This window comes from Streptomyces sp. NPDC001732 (genome assembly GCF_053596315.1).
Genome location: NZ_JBSFFY010000075.1, coordinates 12682 through 27612 on the forward strand (window position 1 = coordinate 12682; position 14931 = coordinate 27612).

Annotated in this window: 15 protein-coding genes; 6 read left to right on the top strand and 9 right to left on the bottom strand. The window is 71.0% G+C overall.

Going from position 1 to position 14931, the window contains the following annotated elements:
* Window positions 1–24 precede the first annotated feature (24 nt).
* The 7 genes from ACWCXX_RS35855 to ACWCXX_RS35885 all read right to left on the bottom strand — a co-directional run bounded on the left by ACWCXX_RS35855 (window position 25) and on the right by ACWCXX_RS35885 (window position 3787).
* Window positions 25–696 (bottom strand): hypothetical protein, encoded by a 672-nt coding sequence (locus tag ACWCXX_RS35855; protein WP_451134717.1) that lies wholly within the window; start codon window positions 694–696, stop codon window positions 25–27.
* A gap of 116 nt (window positions 697–812) precedes the next feature.
* Window positions 813–1199 (bottom strand): hypothetical protein, encoded by a 387-nt coding sequence (locus ACWCXX_RS35860; RefSeq protein ID WP_451134718.1) that lies wholly within the window; start codon window positions 1197–1199, stop codon window positions 813–815.
* Between the two features lie 135 nt (window positions 1200–1334).
* Window positions 1335–1526, bottom strand: coding sequence for a hypothetical protein (locus tag ACWCXX_RS35865; protein ID WP_451134720.1), 192 nt, complete (start codon window positions 1524–1526; stop codon window positions 1335–1337).
* Window positions 1519–1740, bottom strand: coding sequence for a hypothetical protein (locus tag ACWCXX_RS35870; protein WP_451134722.1), 222 nt, complete (start codon window positions 1738–1740; stop codon window positions 1519–1521). Before ACWCXX_RS35870 ends, ACWCXX_RS35865 begins: the two co-directional genes overlap by 8 nt.
* A gap of 119 nt (window positions 1741–1859) precedes the next feature.
* Window positions 1860–2207, bottom strand: a complete 348-nt coding sequence (locus tag ACWCXX_RS35875) for a hypothetical protein (RefSeq protein ID WP_451134724.1) — start codon at window positions 2205–2207, stop codon at window positions 1860–1862.
* A gap of 171 nt (window positions 2208–2378) precedes the next feature.
* Window positions 2379–2810, bottom strand: coding sequence for a WhiB family transcriptional regulator (locus tag ACWCXX_RS35880; RefSeq protein ID WP_451134726.1), 432 nt, complete (start codon window positions 2808–2810; stop codon window positions 2379–2381).
* A gap of 104 nt (window positions 2811–2914) precedes the next feature.
* Window positions 2915–3787, bottom strand: coding sequence for a hypothetical protein (locus ACWCXX_RS35885; RefSeq protein WP_451134728.1), 873 nt, complete (start codon window positions 3785–3787; stop codon window positions 2915–2917).
* Between the two features lie 327 nt (window positions 3788–4114).
* Between ACWCXX_RS35885 and ACWCXX_RS35890 the strand changes: the two genes are divergently transcribed.
* The 3 genes from ACWCXX_RS35890 to ACWCXX_RS35900 all read left to right on the top strand — a co-directional run bounded on the left by ACWCXX_RS35890 (window position 4115) and on the right by ACWCXX_RS35900 (window position 6625).
* Window positions 4115–4849, top strand: a complete 735-nt coding sequence (locus ACWCXX_RS35890) for a GntR family transcriptional regulator (protein WP_451134730.1) — start codon at window positions 4115–4117, stop codon at window positions 4847–4849.
* Between the two features lie 172 nt (window positions 4850–5021).
* Window positions 5022–6059, top strand: a complete 1038-nt coding sequence (locus ACWCXX_RS35895; protein ID WP_451134732.1) for an AAA family ATPase — start codon at window positions 5022–5024, stop codon at window positions 6057–6059.
* Window positions 6056–6625 (top strand): phosphotransferase-like protein, encoded by a 570-nt coding sequence (locus ACWCXX_RS35900; RefSeq protein WP_451134734.1) that lies wholly within the window; start codon window positions 6056–6058, stop codon window positions 6623–6625. The genes ACWCXX_RS35895 and ACWCXX_RS35900 overlap by 4 nt, the downstream gene beginning before the upstream one ends.
* Window positions 6626–6632: 7 nt before the next feature.
* On the opposite strand, the gene ACWCXX_RS35905 is transcribed toward ACWCXX_RS35900, so the two are convergent.
* Together ACWCXX_RS35905 and ACWCXX_RS35910 are read right to left on the bottom strand one after the other, a co-directional pair.
* Window positions 6633–7469 (bottom strand): DUF1932 domain-containing protein, encoded by an 837-nt coding sequence (locus ACWCXX_RS35905; protein WP_451134736.1) that lies wholly within the window; start codon window positions 7467–7469, stop codon window positions 6633–6635.
* 4 nt (window positions 7470–7473) lie between these two features.
* The gene (locus tag ACWCXX_RS35910) at window positions 7474–8118 is read right to left on the bottom strand and encodes an HAD family hydrolase (RefSeq protein ID WP_451134744.1); all 645 of its coding nucleotides are present in this window, start codon (window positions 8116–8118) and stop codon (window positions 7474–7476) included.
* 150 nt (window positions 8119–8268) lie between these two features.
* Between ACWCXX_RS35910 and ACWCXX_RS35915 the strand changes: the two genes are divergently transcribed.
* The 3 genes from ACWCXX_RS35915 (at window position 8269) to ACWCXX_RS35925 (ending at window position 13128) form a co-directional block, all read left to right on the top strand.
* A complete protein-coding gene (locus ACWCXX_RS35915) occupies window positions 8269–8502 on the top strand; it encodes a helix-turn-helix transcriptional regulator (RefSeq protein ID WP_451134738.1) in 234 nt (77 codons plus the stop codon).
* 943 nt (window positions 8503–9445) lie between these two features.
* Window positions 9446–12040, top strand: a complete 2595-nt coding sequence (locus tag ACWCXX_RS35920) for a hypothetical protein (protein WP_451134740.1) — start codon at window positions 9446–9448, stop codon at window positions 12038–12040.
* 659 nt (window positions 12041–12699) lie between these two features.
* Window positions 12700–13128, top strand: a complete 429-nt coding sequence (locus tag ACWCXX_RS35925) for a hypothetical protein (RefSeq protein ID WP_451134742.1) — start codon at window positions 12700–12702, stop codon at window positions 13126–13128.
* Window positions 13129–14931: the final 1803 nt, after the last annotated feature.

Consider the following 14931-nt stretch of genomic DNA (forward strand, 5'->3'; position numbering starts at 1 on the left):
ATGCCGGACGGTGTACGGGCTGGGTCAGGACCGGGCACGGTCACCGGTGAGCGAGGCGACGGTCTGCAGGTGCTCGCGCTGCTGTGTGATCACGGCGGACGTCTGCCGGACGAGCGGCCTTTCGCCGTAGCCCCGGTAGTCGTAGGAGTCACCGACCACCCAGCCGGTGGTATCGAGACCGGCCCGCGCGTACGCGTCCCGGCGGGAGAGGTCGCTGTACAGGAACTTCTCGTTGACCTCGACGAGGGCCGCGGCCTGCTCGTCCCAGGCCCGTGCGGCCTTCAGCGCCTGGTCCTGCGCGGTGACCAGCCTGGACACCGCGGCGTGCCAGTGGGTGTCGTCGGTGGTGGCCAGGGCGGCGAAGGCCTCGTCCAGCTGCGGGCGGGCCTGGTCGAAAGTGCCCCAGGCCTGGGTGGCGGCGGGGCGGAGGTCGGCGAGCGCGCGGACGTACCCGGCGTCGTACCAGAGGCTGCGGGCCTCGCGGTACTCCTCCTCCAGCAGGTCGCAGGCGGCGCTGGTCAGGCGGGAGTCGGTCCGTACCTCGCGGGGCAGGACGGGCTCCTGCTCCAGCCCGGTGAACGCGGCGAAGGTGAAGGAGACGCTGTTGTACTCGGTCTTGGCCACGCCCTGGAAGTGGGGGTGGTGGTAGGCGGCGGCCTGCTCGGCGAGCTGCGTTACGTCGTAAAGGCTGATCATGATCGGGTCCTCCTGGTCTTTGGTGGTCGTCCGGGCCGTCCGGGCTCCCCTCACCGTCCGGTCCGGCCGCCAGGGCTCGGCGGCCGGACCGGACGGATCGGGCAACTGGCAGCCCGTCAGGGGCGGGGAAGCTCCGGCCGCCGGGAGACGGTGGCGGTCTGCGCGGTGAGCCAGGCGACGGCGGCCGGGGTCATGTCGGCCGCGTCCGTGGCCGTGCCGAGGGGGGCGATGTCGATGTCACGCATCGCGTCGGCCGGCGGCAGCAGCCGCATGTACGGGGCGCGGGCCTGCTTGATCAGCCCGCCGGTGCTGTCCAGGCGGGCCAGGGTGTAGCGGATCTCGCCGCTGCTGTAGGGGATGACCCCGTCGACCCGGCAGACCACCGTGTGGCCCGGCTTGCCGAGCCAGAATCGCTCGGGGTCGCGGTAGAGGACGTAGTCGTCGCACCGGTACGTAACCGGCGCGGCCACCTCGGCCACGGAAAAGGAAGAACTGGTGTTCATTTGTCTCCTTCAGATCGGGACGGGTCGGGTCTGTGCCCGGAGCGGGGGTTCGTGAAAGGCCGGCTGCCCGTCGGGCGGGCAGCCGGCCGGGGAAAGGATCGTGGGGTGGGCCACGACTTCGTAATCGGTCCCGTGTCACGGACGGCGCGGTCCGGAGCCGCGCGAGCGCAGCTGGCGGAGGTAGGCGTCCTGGAGGCCGGCGAACCGCCGATACAGCGGGGCTCCGTCCGGGCAGTGCTGCCCGGACTGACAGGGCTCGCAGCCCCGGTGATGGGTGCGCCAGGCGCGGTGGGCGTGCATGTAGCGGACGTGCAGGTCGTCAGCCACGGCGGCCTGCCTGGTGGGTGGACATGCGGGATGGCGCCTCTCGGGCAGTGGCCGGGTGAATCTCGGCGACGGCGTGACCGGCGTCCCATGCCCGGGCGGCCGCCGTAGTGGCGGCCGCGAGCAGGGCGAGGGTGAGGGGGTGGGCCAGGCCGTGGATGGTGAGGGCCCGGGCCGCGAGGTGCTGAGCGGCCCGGGCGGCTCGTATGTGATGCACTGGTGGTTACTTCTTGCCGCCGCCGCACTGGCAGGGCTCGTGCCTCACGGTCTGATACGGCGTGCCATCGGCACCCACGTGATTCTCCGTCACCAGGCGCGGCGGGTGTCCGCAGCTGCTCATCGGGCCACCGCCGTCCGAGCGGGGGCCGCGGACGCCGGAGCGGGCGCGAAGCTGGGCGGGCAGTTGCTGGGGTCGCAGGTCCACCGGTGGCACAGCGGGCAGGCGTCGTTCATCGCCGGCCGGTGCAGGACCAGCACCGGCTGACGCACATAGCCCGGGGCCATCTCGGCCAGGGGCCGACGGGCGCGACGGCCGGCCGTCTGGGCCCGGTCGTCGCCGTCGGCGACAAAGCGCTGGACGAGCCGGTGGAACTCGGTCTCGTCGGGCATGGGGCCGAGGTCGTTGTCCTCCTGCTCCCGGTCCTCGTACCACCCGGCACGCGGGCGAGTTGCCATAATGCTCATGCGGATCATCTCCATGAGATCGCTGGTCCGTGCTGGCCCCCGGCACATATGGCGTGTGCAGCGCCGTGTCGGGGGCCCGCCCCTTTTTCGGGGGCGGCGCGCGGTGGGGTCCTGTGGCCCCACGCCGACACCAGCCCCGAAGGGCTGGGGACGACGTGCAGCACAGGACGGTCAGGCCGCCGTGGACCAGGTCGTGTCGACGGTGCAGTCGCGGGCCTGGTCGGACCGGGCCGCGGCGGTGAGCACCAGGAGGTGCTGCCAGTCGGCCGCGGCGGCGGCGGCGAGGCGGCCGGGCTGGCGGATCTCCCGGATGATGGCCAGCTCCTGGCCGGTACGGCCGCCGCGGACCAGGCCGTCGCTCGACCGGTCGCCGGTGCCGTCCCGCAGCGCAAGCTCCTCGCATGCCGGACGGACCGGGCACTCGGCGCAGATCTGCCGTGCGGCCGCTTGCTGCACCGCCCAAGTCACGGGCGACGAGCGGGAGTTGCGGTCGAACAGGTCGCGGTATCGGTCGGCGCAGCGGGCGCCGGCGTCGACGGCGGCCTGGAGCACGGGGCGGCGGGCGAGGCGGGCGGCGGTGGGGGAGAGCCGGGTGAGCGTCACGGGCGGGTCCTTCCATCGTGGTGGGTGGTTGCGGGCAGCGTGATGAACCCCCATGCCAAGAGGCCTGAGGGTTTGAGTTGGGCTGTTTGAGCAGATGGCCGGGGCTACCGGCGGCGCCGTGCGAGCTGCTCCTTCTGCGTTGCCAGGAGCGTGATCGCGCTCATGAGGTCGGCGCGCTCCCAGTCGGTGAGCTGTGGCGCGTCGGCCTTGTGGGGGTTGAGCGTCTGGATGAGCGCGGTCAGGGCGTCGTCGACCCGCTGGAGATCGGCGTCGCCCACCTGCTTGGCGTGCAGGGTCCACTGCTGCTCGTGCAGCAGGCGCATCCCCCACGCCCAGCGGTCGTGCCAGTCCTCGCGGTCCAGTTGTGCCTTGCGGCGGGCGGGGGCGAGGCGCTTGGTGTGCGCGGCGAGCTGGGCGAGACGGCGGCCGTCCGTGCACCGGGACGCGACATCTGCGGCGCGGAGGATCCGGCCCTTGTCGTCCCTGACGGAGCAGGCGGAGCAGCCCCGGAGGTGGGCTTCGTCCAGCTTGCGCGCTGCCTTGTCGTCCACTGTGTCGGCGAGAATCTGCATGACGGCCGGGGTGGGCTGGGCCTGCGGTTTGCGCGCCACGCGGTCGGAGCGTCGGCCGTTGGTTTCCGCCACGCCCTCTTCGAGGCGGTGGCGCCACTTCTCGGTGTCGACATTGATGACGACCAGGCGGTGGCTGCCGGGGCAGCGGACCGGGTCCTCGGTGCCGGCGGTCTCCGTGTGGTGCGGGACCAGTTTGGCGGTGGCCCGCTTCGTCGCGGCGACGCGGATCGGGACCCAGGTCCGGCAGCTTGGGCAGACCAGCGAGATGCAGGCGGGGTCGAGGTCGTACTCGTGCGGCTGCAGGGTGGAGACGACGAGGGGGTCGAGGTGGCTGATCGTGCGGGACCGCGTCCGGCGCTTGCGCTCGCGGCTCACAGTCTCGACCTCGCGGAGGGCTGTGGACATGGGAAATCTCCTCATGGACAGGCGGGGCGGGTGCTGCGTCGCGGGTGCTCTCTCGGCCTGTCAGGCCACACCGGTACGGTCCCGGGCGCCCTGACGGACTGACAGCGCATTCGCGCTGCGACGGTGCACGCAGAGGTCACGGACCCGAGAGGAGTTAGTTGCCTCAGACTCACGGGGCCACCGAAGTGGCGACTACTGCGGCGGTGCGGAGCGACTGGCAGGTTGAGTCGGTCGCAGTTCCAGAACTATGCATCACAGTTCCAGTACTGTCAACAGTTCCGAAACTGTGATTGACTGAAGTCAGGAGACAACAGGAGAGGAGGACCCATGCCTCCGAAATGGCAGCGCATTGCCGATGAGCTGGCACAGCAGATCGCTGACGGTGTGTATGCGCCGGGCGAATATCTGCCCCACATCAGAGAGCTCGTGGCTCAGGGCAAGGGATCGATCACTACGGTCCATGCGGCCTACAAAGCCCTGGAGGCCGAGGGCCTCGTGGTCAGTTCCCGCGGCCATGGCACCCGAGTCCAGCCGCAGGACGCGATCCCACAAAGTGCTGTGAGCGGGGTTAGCCGTCTGAACCGACTGAAGCGAACCGGTCGGTCCTACGGGCCGCGAGAAGCCTCGCAGGATCACGTTGTGGCGCTGCGATCCTGTGTAGACGCAGAGATCGCCAACTTGCTGGATATCGAGCTCTGCGACGAGATCCTGATGCGTGGACGGACCTTCACGCGTAATGGGAAACCAACTGTGGTGGCCCTCTCCATCATCCAGCTCCGTGCAGTGAACGTCGTGCCGGAGCTCCTGCGTGACGAGCGAATGCCCCGTTTCTGGCAGGAGATCTACACCGAGCGTACGGGCGTCGAGATCAGTGCAGACCCGGAGAAACGCGGAGCTCGTCTCGCCTCTGGTGAGGAGCTGCGGAAGTTCGGGATCGAAGTCCCCGACGACGTCGCAGTCCCCGTCCTTGTGCTTCGCAGCGTCTTCCGGGACGAGACAGGTCCCATCGAGGTCTGGGAGGACGTCTACCGCCCCGGCATGTGGCAGGTGAGTAGCGAGTAGCTCTTGAGTCACCACGTTTGGCCCCCTGGCTGTCGTGTGCTCCCAATCACAGCCGGGCTAGGCGGAGTCGAACATCACGACGGCTTATCGAGACCCGTGCACACTCTCGTTCACGGGTTTTCAACATCCACGTACACATGGGATTTGGAGCCCGAGCTCTAGGCTCGCGGCCATGACGATGACGGAGGGGCAGAGGGTGGGGAAGCAGCGAGCAGGGTGGAGGCCGGACCGTCTCCGGGAGCAGCGCGAGGCTCACGGCCTGACCCTGGAGAAGGCCGGCGAACGCCTTCGAGCGGTTGCCGAGCAGGCGAAACTCAAAGGCATCCCCGCCGCGAATCCGCAGACCTTGTGGCAGCACGAGCAGGGCGAGGTCTTCCCCGGCCCCCACTACCGGCGGGCCTACTGCCTCCTCTACCGGGCCACCGAACCTGACTTGGGGTTCCGTACGGCCCTGCCCGGGGAGGAATCCTCCTTCAAGCTCACGCCGCTGGACGACCGCCTCAACGGATCACACGTCCTGGCTGTTGAGCGCGCTATTCACCGCATCGCGCCGGGCTCGGACGAGGCCGACCACTTCGACCTGCAGCAGCGGATCATCGACGCGTGGAAACGCCGGCACACCGGCGGCGACCCCCACCGTCCGGTGCTCATCCTGGTCGGCGGCTTCGCCGGCAGCGGCAAGACCGAGCTCGCCCGTTTCTTCGTCCAGCTCACCGGCTGGCCGCTGCTCGACAAGGATCCGCTCACCCGCCCGCTCGTGGAACGCCTTCTAGTCGCGCTGGGCGGCGACGCGAACGACCGGCACACCGACCTCTACCGCGAGCAGGTCCGGCCGGTGGAGTACGACTGCCTGATGCAGTCGGCCATGGCCAACATCAAGTGCGGCATCTCCACCGTGCTCACCGCGCCGTTCATTGCCGAGATGACCGACCCGGCCTGGATGCAGCGCCTGACCAACCGGGCTGGCTCGATGGGGGTCGACGTCTTCCCCGTGTGGGTGCGTTGCGACGAAGAGTCGATGCGCGAGTACATCGGATTCAGGTCTGCAGCCAGAGACGCGTGGAAGCTCCAGCGGTGGGACGAGTACATGGCCACGATCGACCTGGACCTGCGCCCGGCGGTGCCGCATCTGGTGGTGGACAACCGGCTGGGCACCGCGGTGACGCTCGCGGACCAGGCCCGGCAGGCGATGGGGGCGAGGCATTCGTGAACCCGAAGCAGGGCGTGATCCTGTACGGCCCGCCAGCCTCGGGCAAGGACACCGTCACCACCGCGCTCATCGACCTCGACCCCAAGTACGCGCAGTTCGCGCGGCTCAAGGTGGGGACGGGTAAGGCCACCGGCTACCGGATGGGTACACCGGAGCAGCTGCACGAGCTGGAGGCCGCAGGCGATGTCCTCTACGCGAACTCCCGGTACGGCAACACGTACATCATCGACAAGCCTGGCCTGGACGCGGCGTTCGCGGCCGGGGTGCCGGTGGTGCACCTCGGGCAGGTCGATGGCATCCGAGCGCTGGTCGACGGTTACCCGGCCGACTGGTCGGTGGTGTTGCTGTGGTGCCCGCGCGAGGTGACCGAGCAGCGGTCGGCGGGGCGCGGCGACAGCGACACCGCGGCGCGCCTGGCGGCGTGGGACGCGACCCGAGCGGACCTGGACGAACCCCCGGGCATGGTCTGGGACCTGACGGTGGACACCACGGCGTCGGCGCCGCAGGACGCGGCGCGGCTCATCGACCAGTTGCTGGTGCAGCGGGCGGGAGCGGCACCGGCATGAGCGCGGGCTACGGCTGGGCGAGTCGGTCCAGGGCGTCGGTGAGCGTGAGCTCGCCGTCCTTGGCGTCGTTCCACCGTGCCAGCGTGGCCGCGGCCACGCGCAGCATCTCCGGCGGAAGGCCGGCGGCCGCGAGTGCGTCGGCGGCTTCCTCCAGCTCCGGGCCCCAGCGCCAGGCGCGCGCGGCGGTCTTGGCGACGTACTGCGGCTCGGACAGGTACGAATCGGTGCGCCGGGAGGCGACCTCGATGAGCTCCTGGTCGACGCCGTGCTCGCGCGCCATCCCGACCGCGAGCGCCACCAGCACCCGCGACGTTTTCTGGAAGCTCGCGTACGCGAGCTTCAGTGCGGACGCCTTCCCGACCGCCGTGCCCAGCACCGCGGTCCGGACAGCGGTGCCCGCGAACAGCGCCTCGATGCGCGCGGTCGCGCCGGCCGGGCCGGACAAGTACAGGGTCGGGGCCTTCCCGCCGACCGGCGGGGAGCCAACAACTCCGCCGTCCACGACCGTCGCGCCAGGTTCGAGCAGCTCGGCGATCCGCTGCACGCGCTCGGGATTGATGGCGTTCGCTTCCACGTACACCCCGGTGAAGCGGTGCTTGGCGACATCGCGGGCCAGGTCCTCGGCTGCGGCCGGCGGGCAGAGGCTGATGACGATGTCGCTGCGGTCCAGCAGGTCGGAGAGCGTGGCCACGGGGGTCAGGCCGAACCGAGCGGCACGTCCTGCGGACGCGGGGCTGCGTCCGATCTCGCACCACAGGACCGCGGCCGCGTTGGTCGCAGCGCAGGCGGCGACGGCGGCGCCCATGCTGCCGGGGTGGAGAATGCCGATGGTCGGCTGGTCCACGGTGCTACTCCGTCTCGGTGAGCAGGATGGTGATGGCGTCGGTGACGTCGTCGACGACGTGGTGAGCGGCGGGGAGGCCGGCGGGCCAGGGGCGGCCGCGCAGCCAGATGGTGCGCAGGCCAGCTTGGTGGCCGCCGCCGATGTCCCCAGCCGCATTGTCACCGACCATCCAGCCGCCGTCCGCGAGGCTTACTCCGCAGCGGGAGGCCGCGAGTTCGAAGAGGGCCGGGTCTGGCTTGCGGATCTCCAGGTCGCCCGAGACGGCGACGCCGTCGACCAGATCGGCGAGACCGGTCGCGGACAGTTTGGCGCGCTGGATGTCGCCGGCCCCGTTGGTGACGACGCCGATCGTCCATCCGGCCGCGCGCAGGCGGGCCAGGCCCTCGAGGACGTCGGGACGGCAGGTGACGGTGGCCGCCATGAGGTCGACGTACTCCTGCCACAGGTCCGCGGCCGGCACATCCAGACTGAAAGTGTCGCGCAGCCGGGCGAAGTCCTCGACGGTCGCGCGGTCGGCCAGCTCGGTGCGCAGCCACTGGTCGGCTTCTGGGGAGAGCCCGCGGGAGCGGCACAGGGCGGTCAGGACGTCGCTGAGCGCCGCCCGCCGGTCAACCAGTGTGTTGTCCAGGTCGAAGAACGCGAGGCGGATCACGGACACGGACCTTACCCGGCTGGTGGCGGAGCTGGGTTCGCGCTGCGGCTGCTTCCCGAAACGAGATCACTTGGTGTATGTTTTCAGAGAACATCAGGTGAGATGGAGGGTGCTATGTCGGATCCGCTGCGTCGAGACGATGCCCTAGTGGATGCCGACACGCTGCCCCCGCCGCACATTCGTCGGCAGCTGCGCATCGCCGCGAACCTCACTCAGGAGGAAGTCGCCGAGGCCATCGGCGTCAAGCGTCTCGCCATCGTCGGATGGGAAGCCGGCCGTACGCAGCCCCACCGCAGCAACCGCCTGAAGTACGCGGAGTTCCTCCGCGGGCTGGCCAAGAAGCACCCGACAGTCGCCCAGGGAGGTTCGCGTGAGGACTGACCTCGCTCCCGATTTCGGGTACGCCGACTCCACCTTCGAGTTTGAGGGGGTCGGGGTGACGTAGCCGCCACCGGCCGCGCGCGCCAAATGAGTGGACTGCAATCCGCTCCGGCCTCGCGCGGCCCTTCGCGCCGACCATCAGGTCGGCCGCCCAGTCCCGGTTGGCGCCGGTTCTGGGCTCCAGCTCATCGAGCTGGATCTGTTTTCCCTGCTGCATCACTGCACAACCCCGCCTTGGCAGGCGGGCACCCGGTCCGCTTTGGCAAGCGGGCCACCCCGGCTCTCCAAGAGCCCCTTTGGCAGGGGGCCTCTGTTGAGCCATCAGCGTCACCCCGGGTTCCAGCGGCTTTGGCAGGCCGTTCGGCGCTCGGGGCTCCGTCCGTACAAGCGCTCGGTCGCGGTCGGGTCCCTTGGCGGGGGCCTGGTTGCGGTCGGGCGTCCATATGAAGGTTGGTGCACCCATAGTGCAGCACGGTGGCATGTCTTGTCAGCTTGGCGTTGTCCGAATCACCCCGGTACGGGGCCCACGTTTCCTTCGATCTTCAAGATCCACGCCTACGAATCGCGAATTTCGTTCACATGTGCCCGGTAAAGCCTTGGGTAGAGGCGTCACGCTGCCGCGCGGTGCGGCAGCTGCAGTCGAGGAGAACCTCGGCCGCCCGAGCCGCAGCCGGTTCCTCCTCCGATACCACCCCTGGACGACTCCGCCGGAATCTTTCTCCGCTTCTGGCGTCACATCTGCCGCTGGAACCGCACTTGTGGCAGATGTGACGCGCATCTACATCTCCACCCGCCCCTGCCTGCGACGCGATCCCGTACGCACGGCGGGGACGGCCCTCCGGCATCGGACTTGCGGGGCTAACCCCCGCATCAGCCACGGTGCCGCCGTGACCTCCTTTTCTCCTTCGCGAGCTCATCGGCCCGTCCTGGTCAGGGCGGGCCGATGAGCGCCGTGGCGGCGTCGGTCGCTGTACTGCCTCGTCCGCGTACGAAGTCTGTCGGCGGGGCGTCGCGCCGTGGACTGCGGCTGGTTCCGGCGCAGGCCCGTCCGGTTGTTCCGCTGGAGCTGGGCAACCCGCTCCAGCTGTCGAAGTCGATGCGGGCCCGGCTGCTCGCCGCGGTGCGTGCGCTGGTGTCGTCTCCGGCGCTGGCCGGGGCGTCGGACGGTGCGCGGCTGGCGTCGGTGGTGTTGGCGGCGAAGTCGAAGGTTCGCGACGACTACCAGGCGTCGATCTGGGCGGCGGAGCTCGGGCGGTGGCTGGGGGTGTCGCAGTCGACGGTCGCGCACACTGTGCTGCCCGAGCTGCGGGCGGCTGGGGTTCTCGGGTCGAAGGTCGCGACGAACGCCTTCGGGCATGCGACGGGCCTGGAGTGCTGGGTGATCCCGTTGTACCGGGCGCAGCAGGCCGGCGACCGTCGTCACGTGCTGGCGCTGTCGCGCTCCGAGCTGGCGGTGCTGCTGAGCCTGTGCGAGGTGCTGTTCGGTCCGGGGTGGGCGCCAAAGGACAAGGCGCCGGTCCCGGCCGGGCTGCTCGCCGGGCGTAGGGGCCGTGGGGCGGCCACGGACCGGCTCGGGCTGCTGTTGATGGTGCTGACGACGGGTTCGGCGGGCTGGCTGCAGTTGTGTCCCGGGTCGGTGGACACCGGGCGCGGGCGTCCGGCGGCGACGGTCGCGCGGCTGCTGGGCTGCTCGGCGGCGGCCGGGGCGAAGGTCCTCAAGCGGCTCGAGGAGCACGGTGTCGCGGACGTGGTCCGGCAGGAGACCGGCTCGGGTCTGCACGCCCGGTCGCGGGTGCGCCTGGTGCCGGTGGCTGAGGCCCACGGTCTGGCCGTGCGGGAGGCCCGCCAGGTCGCCGATGCCGTGTTTTCAGACCTCGCCGGTACTGCATCCGGAGATCTTGAGTCCGGTGAGACGGGCGAGGTCCTTGTGACGGCTGGGATCGAGGGTGCAGGACAGGGCGGGATGGCCGGATCGGCAGACCTCGCCGCACCTGCACAGCACCACGCTCTCCACGCTTCTGTGGTTACTCCCGTCGTTCCTCTGCAGCTCTCTTGTGGTTTTTCCGGCGAAGGCCGTGGTGGGTCCGGTGATCTGCCGGAACGCGCCTGCCCGCGCGAGGACCAGGCCGCGGTCGACGGCGAGAGCGGCGTTGCCGAAACCGGGTCGCCGGTAGCGGAGGACGGCCCGCTTCGCGGGGAAAAGCTGCAGGAGTCCCTGGTCGATGATGAGCGGGTGGGTCAGCGGCCTGCCGGGGCTGGTGCCGGTGGCCGACCGAAGGCCGGGGGCTGGCACAAGGCGCAGCGGCAGCGGAGGGCGGTCCTTCCGGCTGATCATCGTCTGCGGGTGGCGCTGGCGCCGGTGGCGTGGCTGTGGGAGCGGCTGTCCGGGTGGCAGCAGGCCCGGGTCGAGACCGCGGCGAAGACGGAACTGGCCCGCATGGAGGGCCTGTTGGCGCTGCCGGGCGGTGCGCCGAGGCTGCTGGCCGCCCGGCTGGCCGACCGCTTGGAGGAGACCGGTGGCGAGGCCCTGGTCGGCAGGCCCTTCGGGTGGCTGATCCGGCGGGGCCTGGTCCAGCGGCCGTCCTGCTCGGATCTGCGGTGCGACGACGGGACCCGGATGGACACCGGAACCGCCTGCGAGACGTGTGCCAACGTGGTTCACCTGCGGCGTGCCCGCCGGGCCCGGGTTGCTGCGGAGATCAGCCGCGACCAGCCCGGTCTCACCGACGACGAGCACCTCCAGGCTCTCGAGGACCGGCTGCGCGAGCTCGCCGTGCTCGACGCGGAGGACTTCGTGTGGCGGCGCGAGCAGGCCGCGGCCGAGCAGGCCCGCCGCGATGCCGCCCGTGCGGCCGCCCAGGAGCGGGCGGAGCGCGAGCGCCAGGCCGCGGCGGCCGAGGAGGCGGCCCGTCAGGTGCTGCCGTGCGCGGATTGCGGCCGGGCCCGGGCAGCAGGGCTGTGCGAGGGCTGCGGCTACCGGCGCCGGGTGACAGATCTCCTCACGGAGGCCGAGCGGGTGACCGTGGCGTCACTGGCCGACCCCGCGAACACCGAAGCCGCCGCCCGGGCCGTCGAGGAGGTCCGCGAGACCCTCGGCGCCATCACCCGGGCGGCCCGCCAGCGGTACCTCAACGCCCTGGGCCCCGGCCAGTACGAGGCCGATCCGGACGGCGTTCGCACCTTGCTGGCCTACAACGAGCTGGAGGTCCTGAAGCAGGTCGTGCCGCAGATCCGCACCTCCGCGCTGGCCACGCTCGCCCGTGGTGCCGAGGCCAACCGGGCCCACGCCACCGAGCACCGGCGCCGGGGCCGGCACGCCCCGGACGGCGCCGACGCCTTCACGGCCGCCGAATGCGCCGCGCAGGCGGCCCGGCACCGGACCGCCGAACACCTGCTGGCCGCCCGGGAGAAACAGCCGGGCAAGGACCAGGCCGTGGCCGGGGACCGGACGGCTGCCTCCGTGCCCTGGGCCCAGAGGCTGGCCGAGCTCGCCGCCCGGCCGCTGCCCGGTGAGACGGCCGGGGAGCTGGTCTCGTGACCGGGCCGAGCGGCGTCGACCGCGCTCGCCATGCCTCCGCCGTGAACCGGCTGGGGCCGGTACGACTGATCCGCATGATGCTGATCGGCCTGGCCCTGCCCCAACGCCAGCGGTGCGACGATCACGTGCTGCTCGACTCCGGGCAGGACTGCCCACGTTGCGAGGAGAAACAGGCCAGCCGCCGTGATGCCACACGCCTCCGAGGCCGGGCGGCGACTGAGCAGCAGCTGCACCAGGCCATGACCGCCAGAGCCTGGTGCAAACGTACGAGGGGGAGCAGGTTCAGGCCCGGCAGCGTGCCGACCGTATCGCCCGGGGCCTGTGCCCCGAGCACGACACCTGCCCCGGCCCCGCACCCGACCGCGCCTGCCACGCCGGTGGAGCGCCGCACTCCGCCGGATGGCTACCGGCACGCGATCGAGGCGCACTGCCAGGTTGCCCGGCAGTCGAGGGTGGACTCGGCCATCGCGGAAGCGGTGGAGCGGCAGACCGCCGCGATGCGGGATCTGCCCCACCGGGCCTTCCCCGGACCCGGCGTCGTCGCGGACGACGCGCAGGCCCCGATCGGACAGGCCCGCGTGCCGTGCGCGGGAGCCGCCACAACCCTCCGGCCGCCTCGCCTGTCTCACAGAGCACAAACCTACGTACGGAGTACCACCGTGAGACGAACCGCTGTCCTGCTCGCCGCGTCCGCCGCCGCGCTGCTCACCCTGACAGCCTGCTCGGCCGAGGAGAAGGACGTCACGAAGCCCGCGCCGGAGGCGTCCGCCCCGGCCGCGGAGGAACAGCCGACGGACGACAGCGGGAAAAGCAGCGACGCCGAGAAGGCCGCGGGCATCCCGGATGCACCGACCGGTGACGCCCGTGACGCGTACCTGGACGCGATCGCGGCTGTCGACCAGCAGCTCATTGTGGACGAGCAGAAGGCCATCGACGCCGGGCGGAACCAGTGCAGCAGTCTCGCGAAGCCGAACGACAAGATCGACTGGTTGGCGGCGCAGCGATTCGGGAACGACGCCCACCCGTTGACGGACGCGCAGGGCAAGGCGCTGAACGCCGCGCTGCGCAAGACGATGTGTCCGAAGTGACGACGTTGCCGACCGGTTCGGTGAAGACGCCGCAGGTACGGGTGTCATTAACGAACGTGTCACCGATTCTGCCAGCAGGATCGTCACCAGCCCCAAATCGGTGGAGCTTTGATGGATCTGCCGTTCGAACCTGGGGTGCTTCGGCATGATGTCCGGCCTTGGGGTGGCGGTCGGCGGGAATGGACGAGCTGGTCGAGCACTGGACGGTGCTCGAGGGCGAGTTGGAACTCATGGCGGCCAAGCGCGGCGCGACGCGGCCTGGGCTTCGCGTTGCTGCTGAAGCACTACACGCAGCACGAACGGTTCCCCAGGGCAGGGGCGGAGTTCCCGGACGAGGTGGTCGCCTTCGTCGCTGGGCAGACGAAGGTGCTGGCTGCGGAGTTCGACTCCTATCAGTGGACCAGCAGCACGATTGAGTACCGCGGGCCCAGATACGCGAGCACCTGGAGGGGAAGGGGGCATCCCCGCGGGTGCAGGGAGCGAGACACGAGCGAGGAGGCGTCGGCCGCCGCCGGCGCGGGAACATCCCCGCGGGTGCAGGGAGCAGCCCGGCACCGCCCCGGCGAAGACCACGGACAAGGGAACCTCCCCGCAGGCGCGGGGAGCAAATGCGGGCGAGCACGTTGTCGAGCTGGGCGTCGGGAACATCCCCGCAGGCGCGGGGAGCAGGCCGGCCAAACCGCGCGGCAGGCGGACCCTCCGGGAACATCCCCGCGGGTGCGGGGAGCAGGTGGCGTGCCTGATGGGCTATCTGAAGGGCACGGGAACATCCCCGCGGGTGCGGGGAGCAGCCCTCGGGGTCTCGTCCTTCATGACGTCGGCCGGGAACATCCCCGCGGGTGCGGGGAGCAGAACCAGGTGAGCCGCTTCTTGGCCTGCTCGGCGGGACCATCCCCGCGGGGGCGGGGAGCAGCGCCAGCAGGCCCCGTAGAGCAGACTGTTGGCGGGAACATCCCCGCGGGTGCGGGGAGCAGGCCGACAAGGAGCGGGGCGATGACCAGCTGGAGGGACCATCCCCGCGGGCGCGGGGAGCAGTTCTGGACAGTTCCTGCTGTCGGCTCATTCTCGGGACCATCTCCGCGGGTGCGGGGAGCAGGTGACCAGGACGTGTGTCCCGGCGTGCGCCAGAGGACCATCCCCGCGGGTGCGGGGAGCAGCATCGGTTTGTCAGCGGTTTTCGTCTCACCGAGGGACCATCCCCGCGGGTGCGGGGAGCAGGCTCAAAATGTGACGCCTCGTGTCTTCCCAAAGGGACCATCCCCGCGGGTGCGGGGAGCAGCTGATCGCCGGGACGTCCGGGGCGGGCAAGTCGGGACCATCCCCGCGGGTGCGGGGAGCAGGGGTATCGGGGCAGGTTCCTCTCGCAGGGCCTGGGACCATCCCCGCGGGTGCGGGGAGCAGATCACCTGTCTCCGAGACTCCTTGGTTTTCCCGGGACCATCCCCGCGGGTGCGGGGAGCAGCACGCCGCCCGCTCCGGTGGTCGCACCGACGCGGGACCATCCCCGCGGGTGCGGGGAGCAGTCGCTGTCGGCCTTGGCGATCGCGGCGTCCAGGGGACCATCCCCGCGGGTGCGGGGAGCAGACTGCGGGCCGACGCTGGCCCGGCGGGCGGCGGGGACCATCCCCGCGGGTGCGGGGAGCAGCTGATGTCCCGCACAGACCAACGGTCAGTGCCGGGACCATCCCCGCGGGTGCGGGGAGCAGGGGCCGAGAACTACACCGTCGTCAAGCGGGCGAACGGCTACCGCCTCCAGGGCGGCGAGACCATCGCGGCCGGTCACATCAACGGCGACAAGTACGC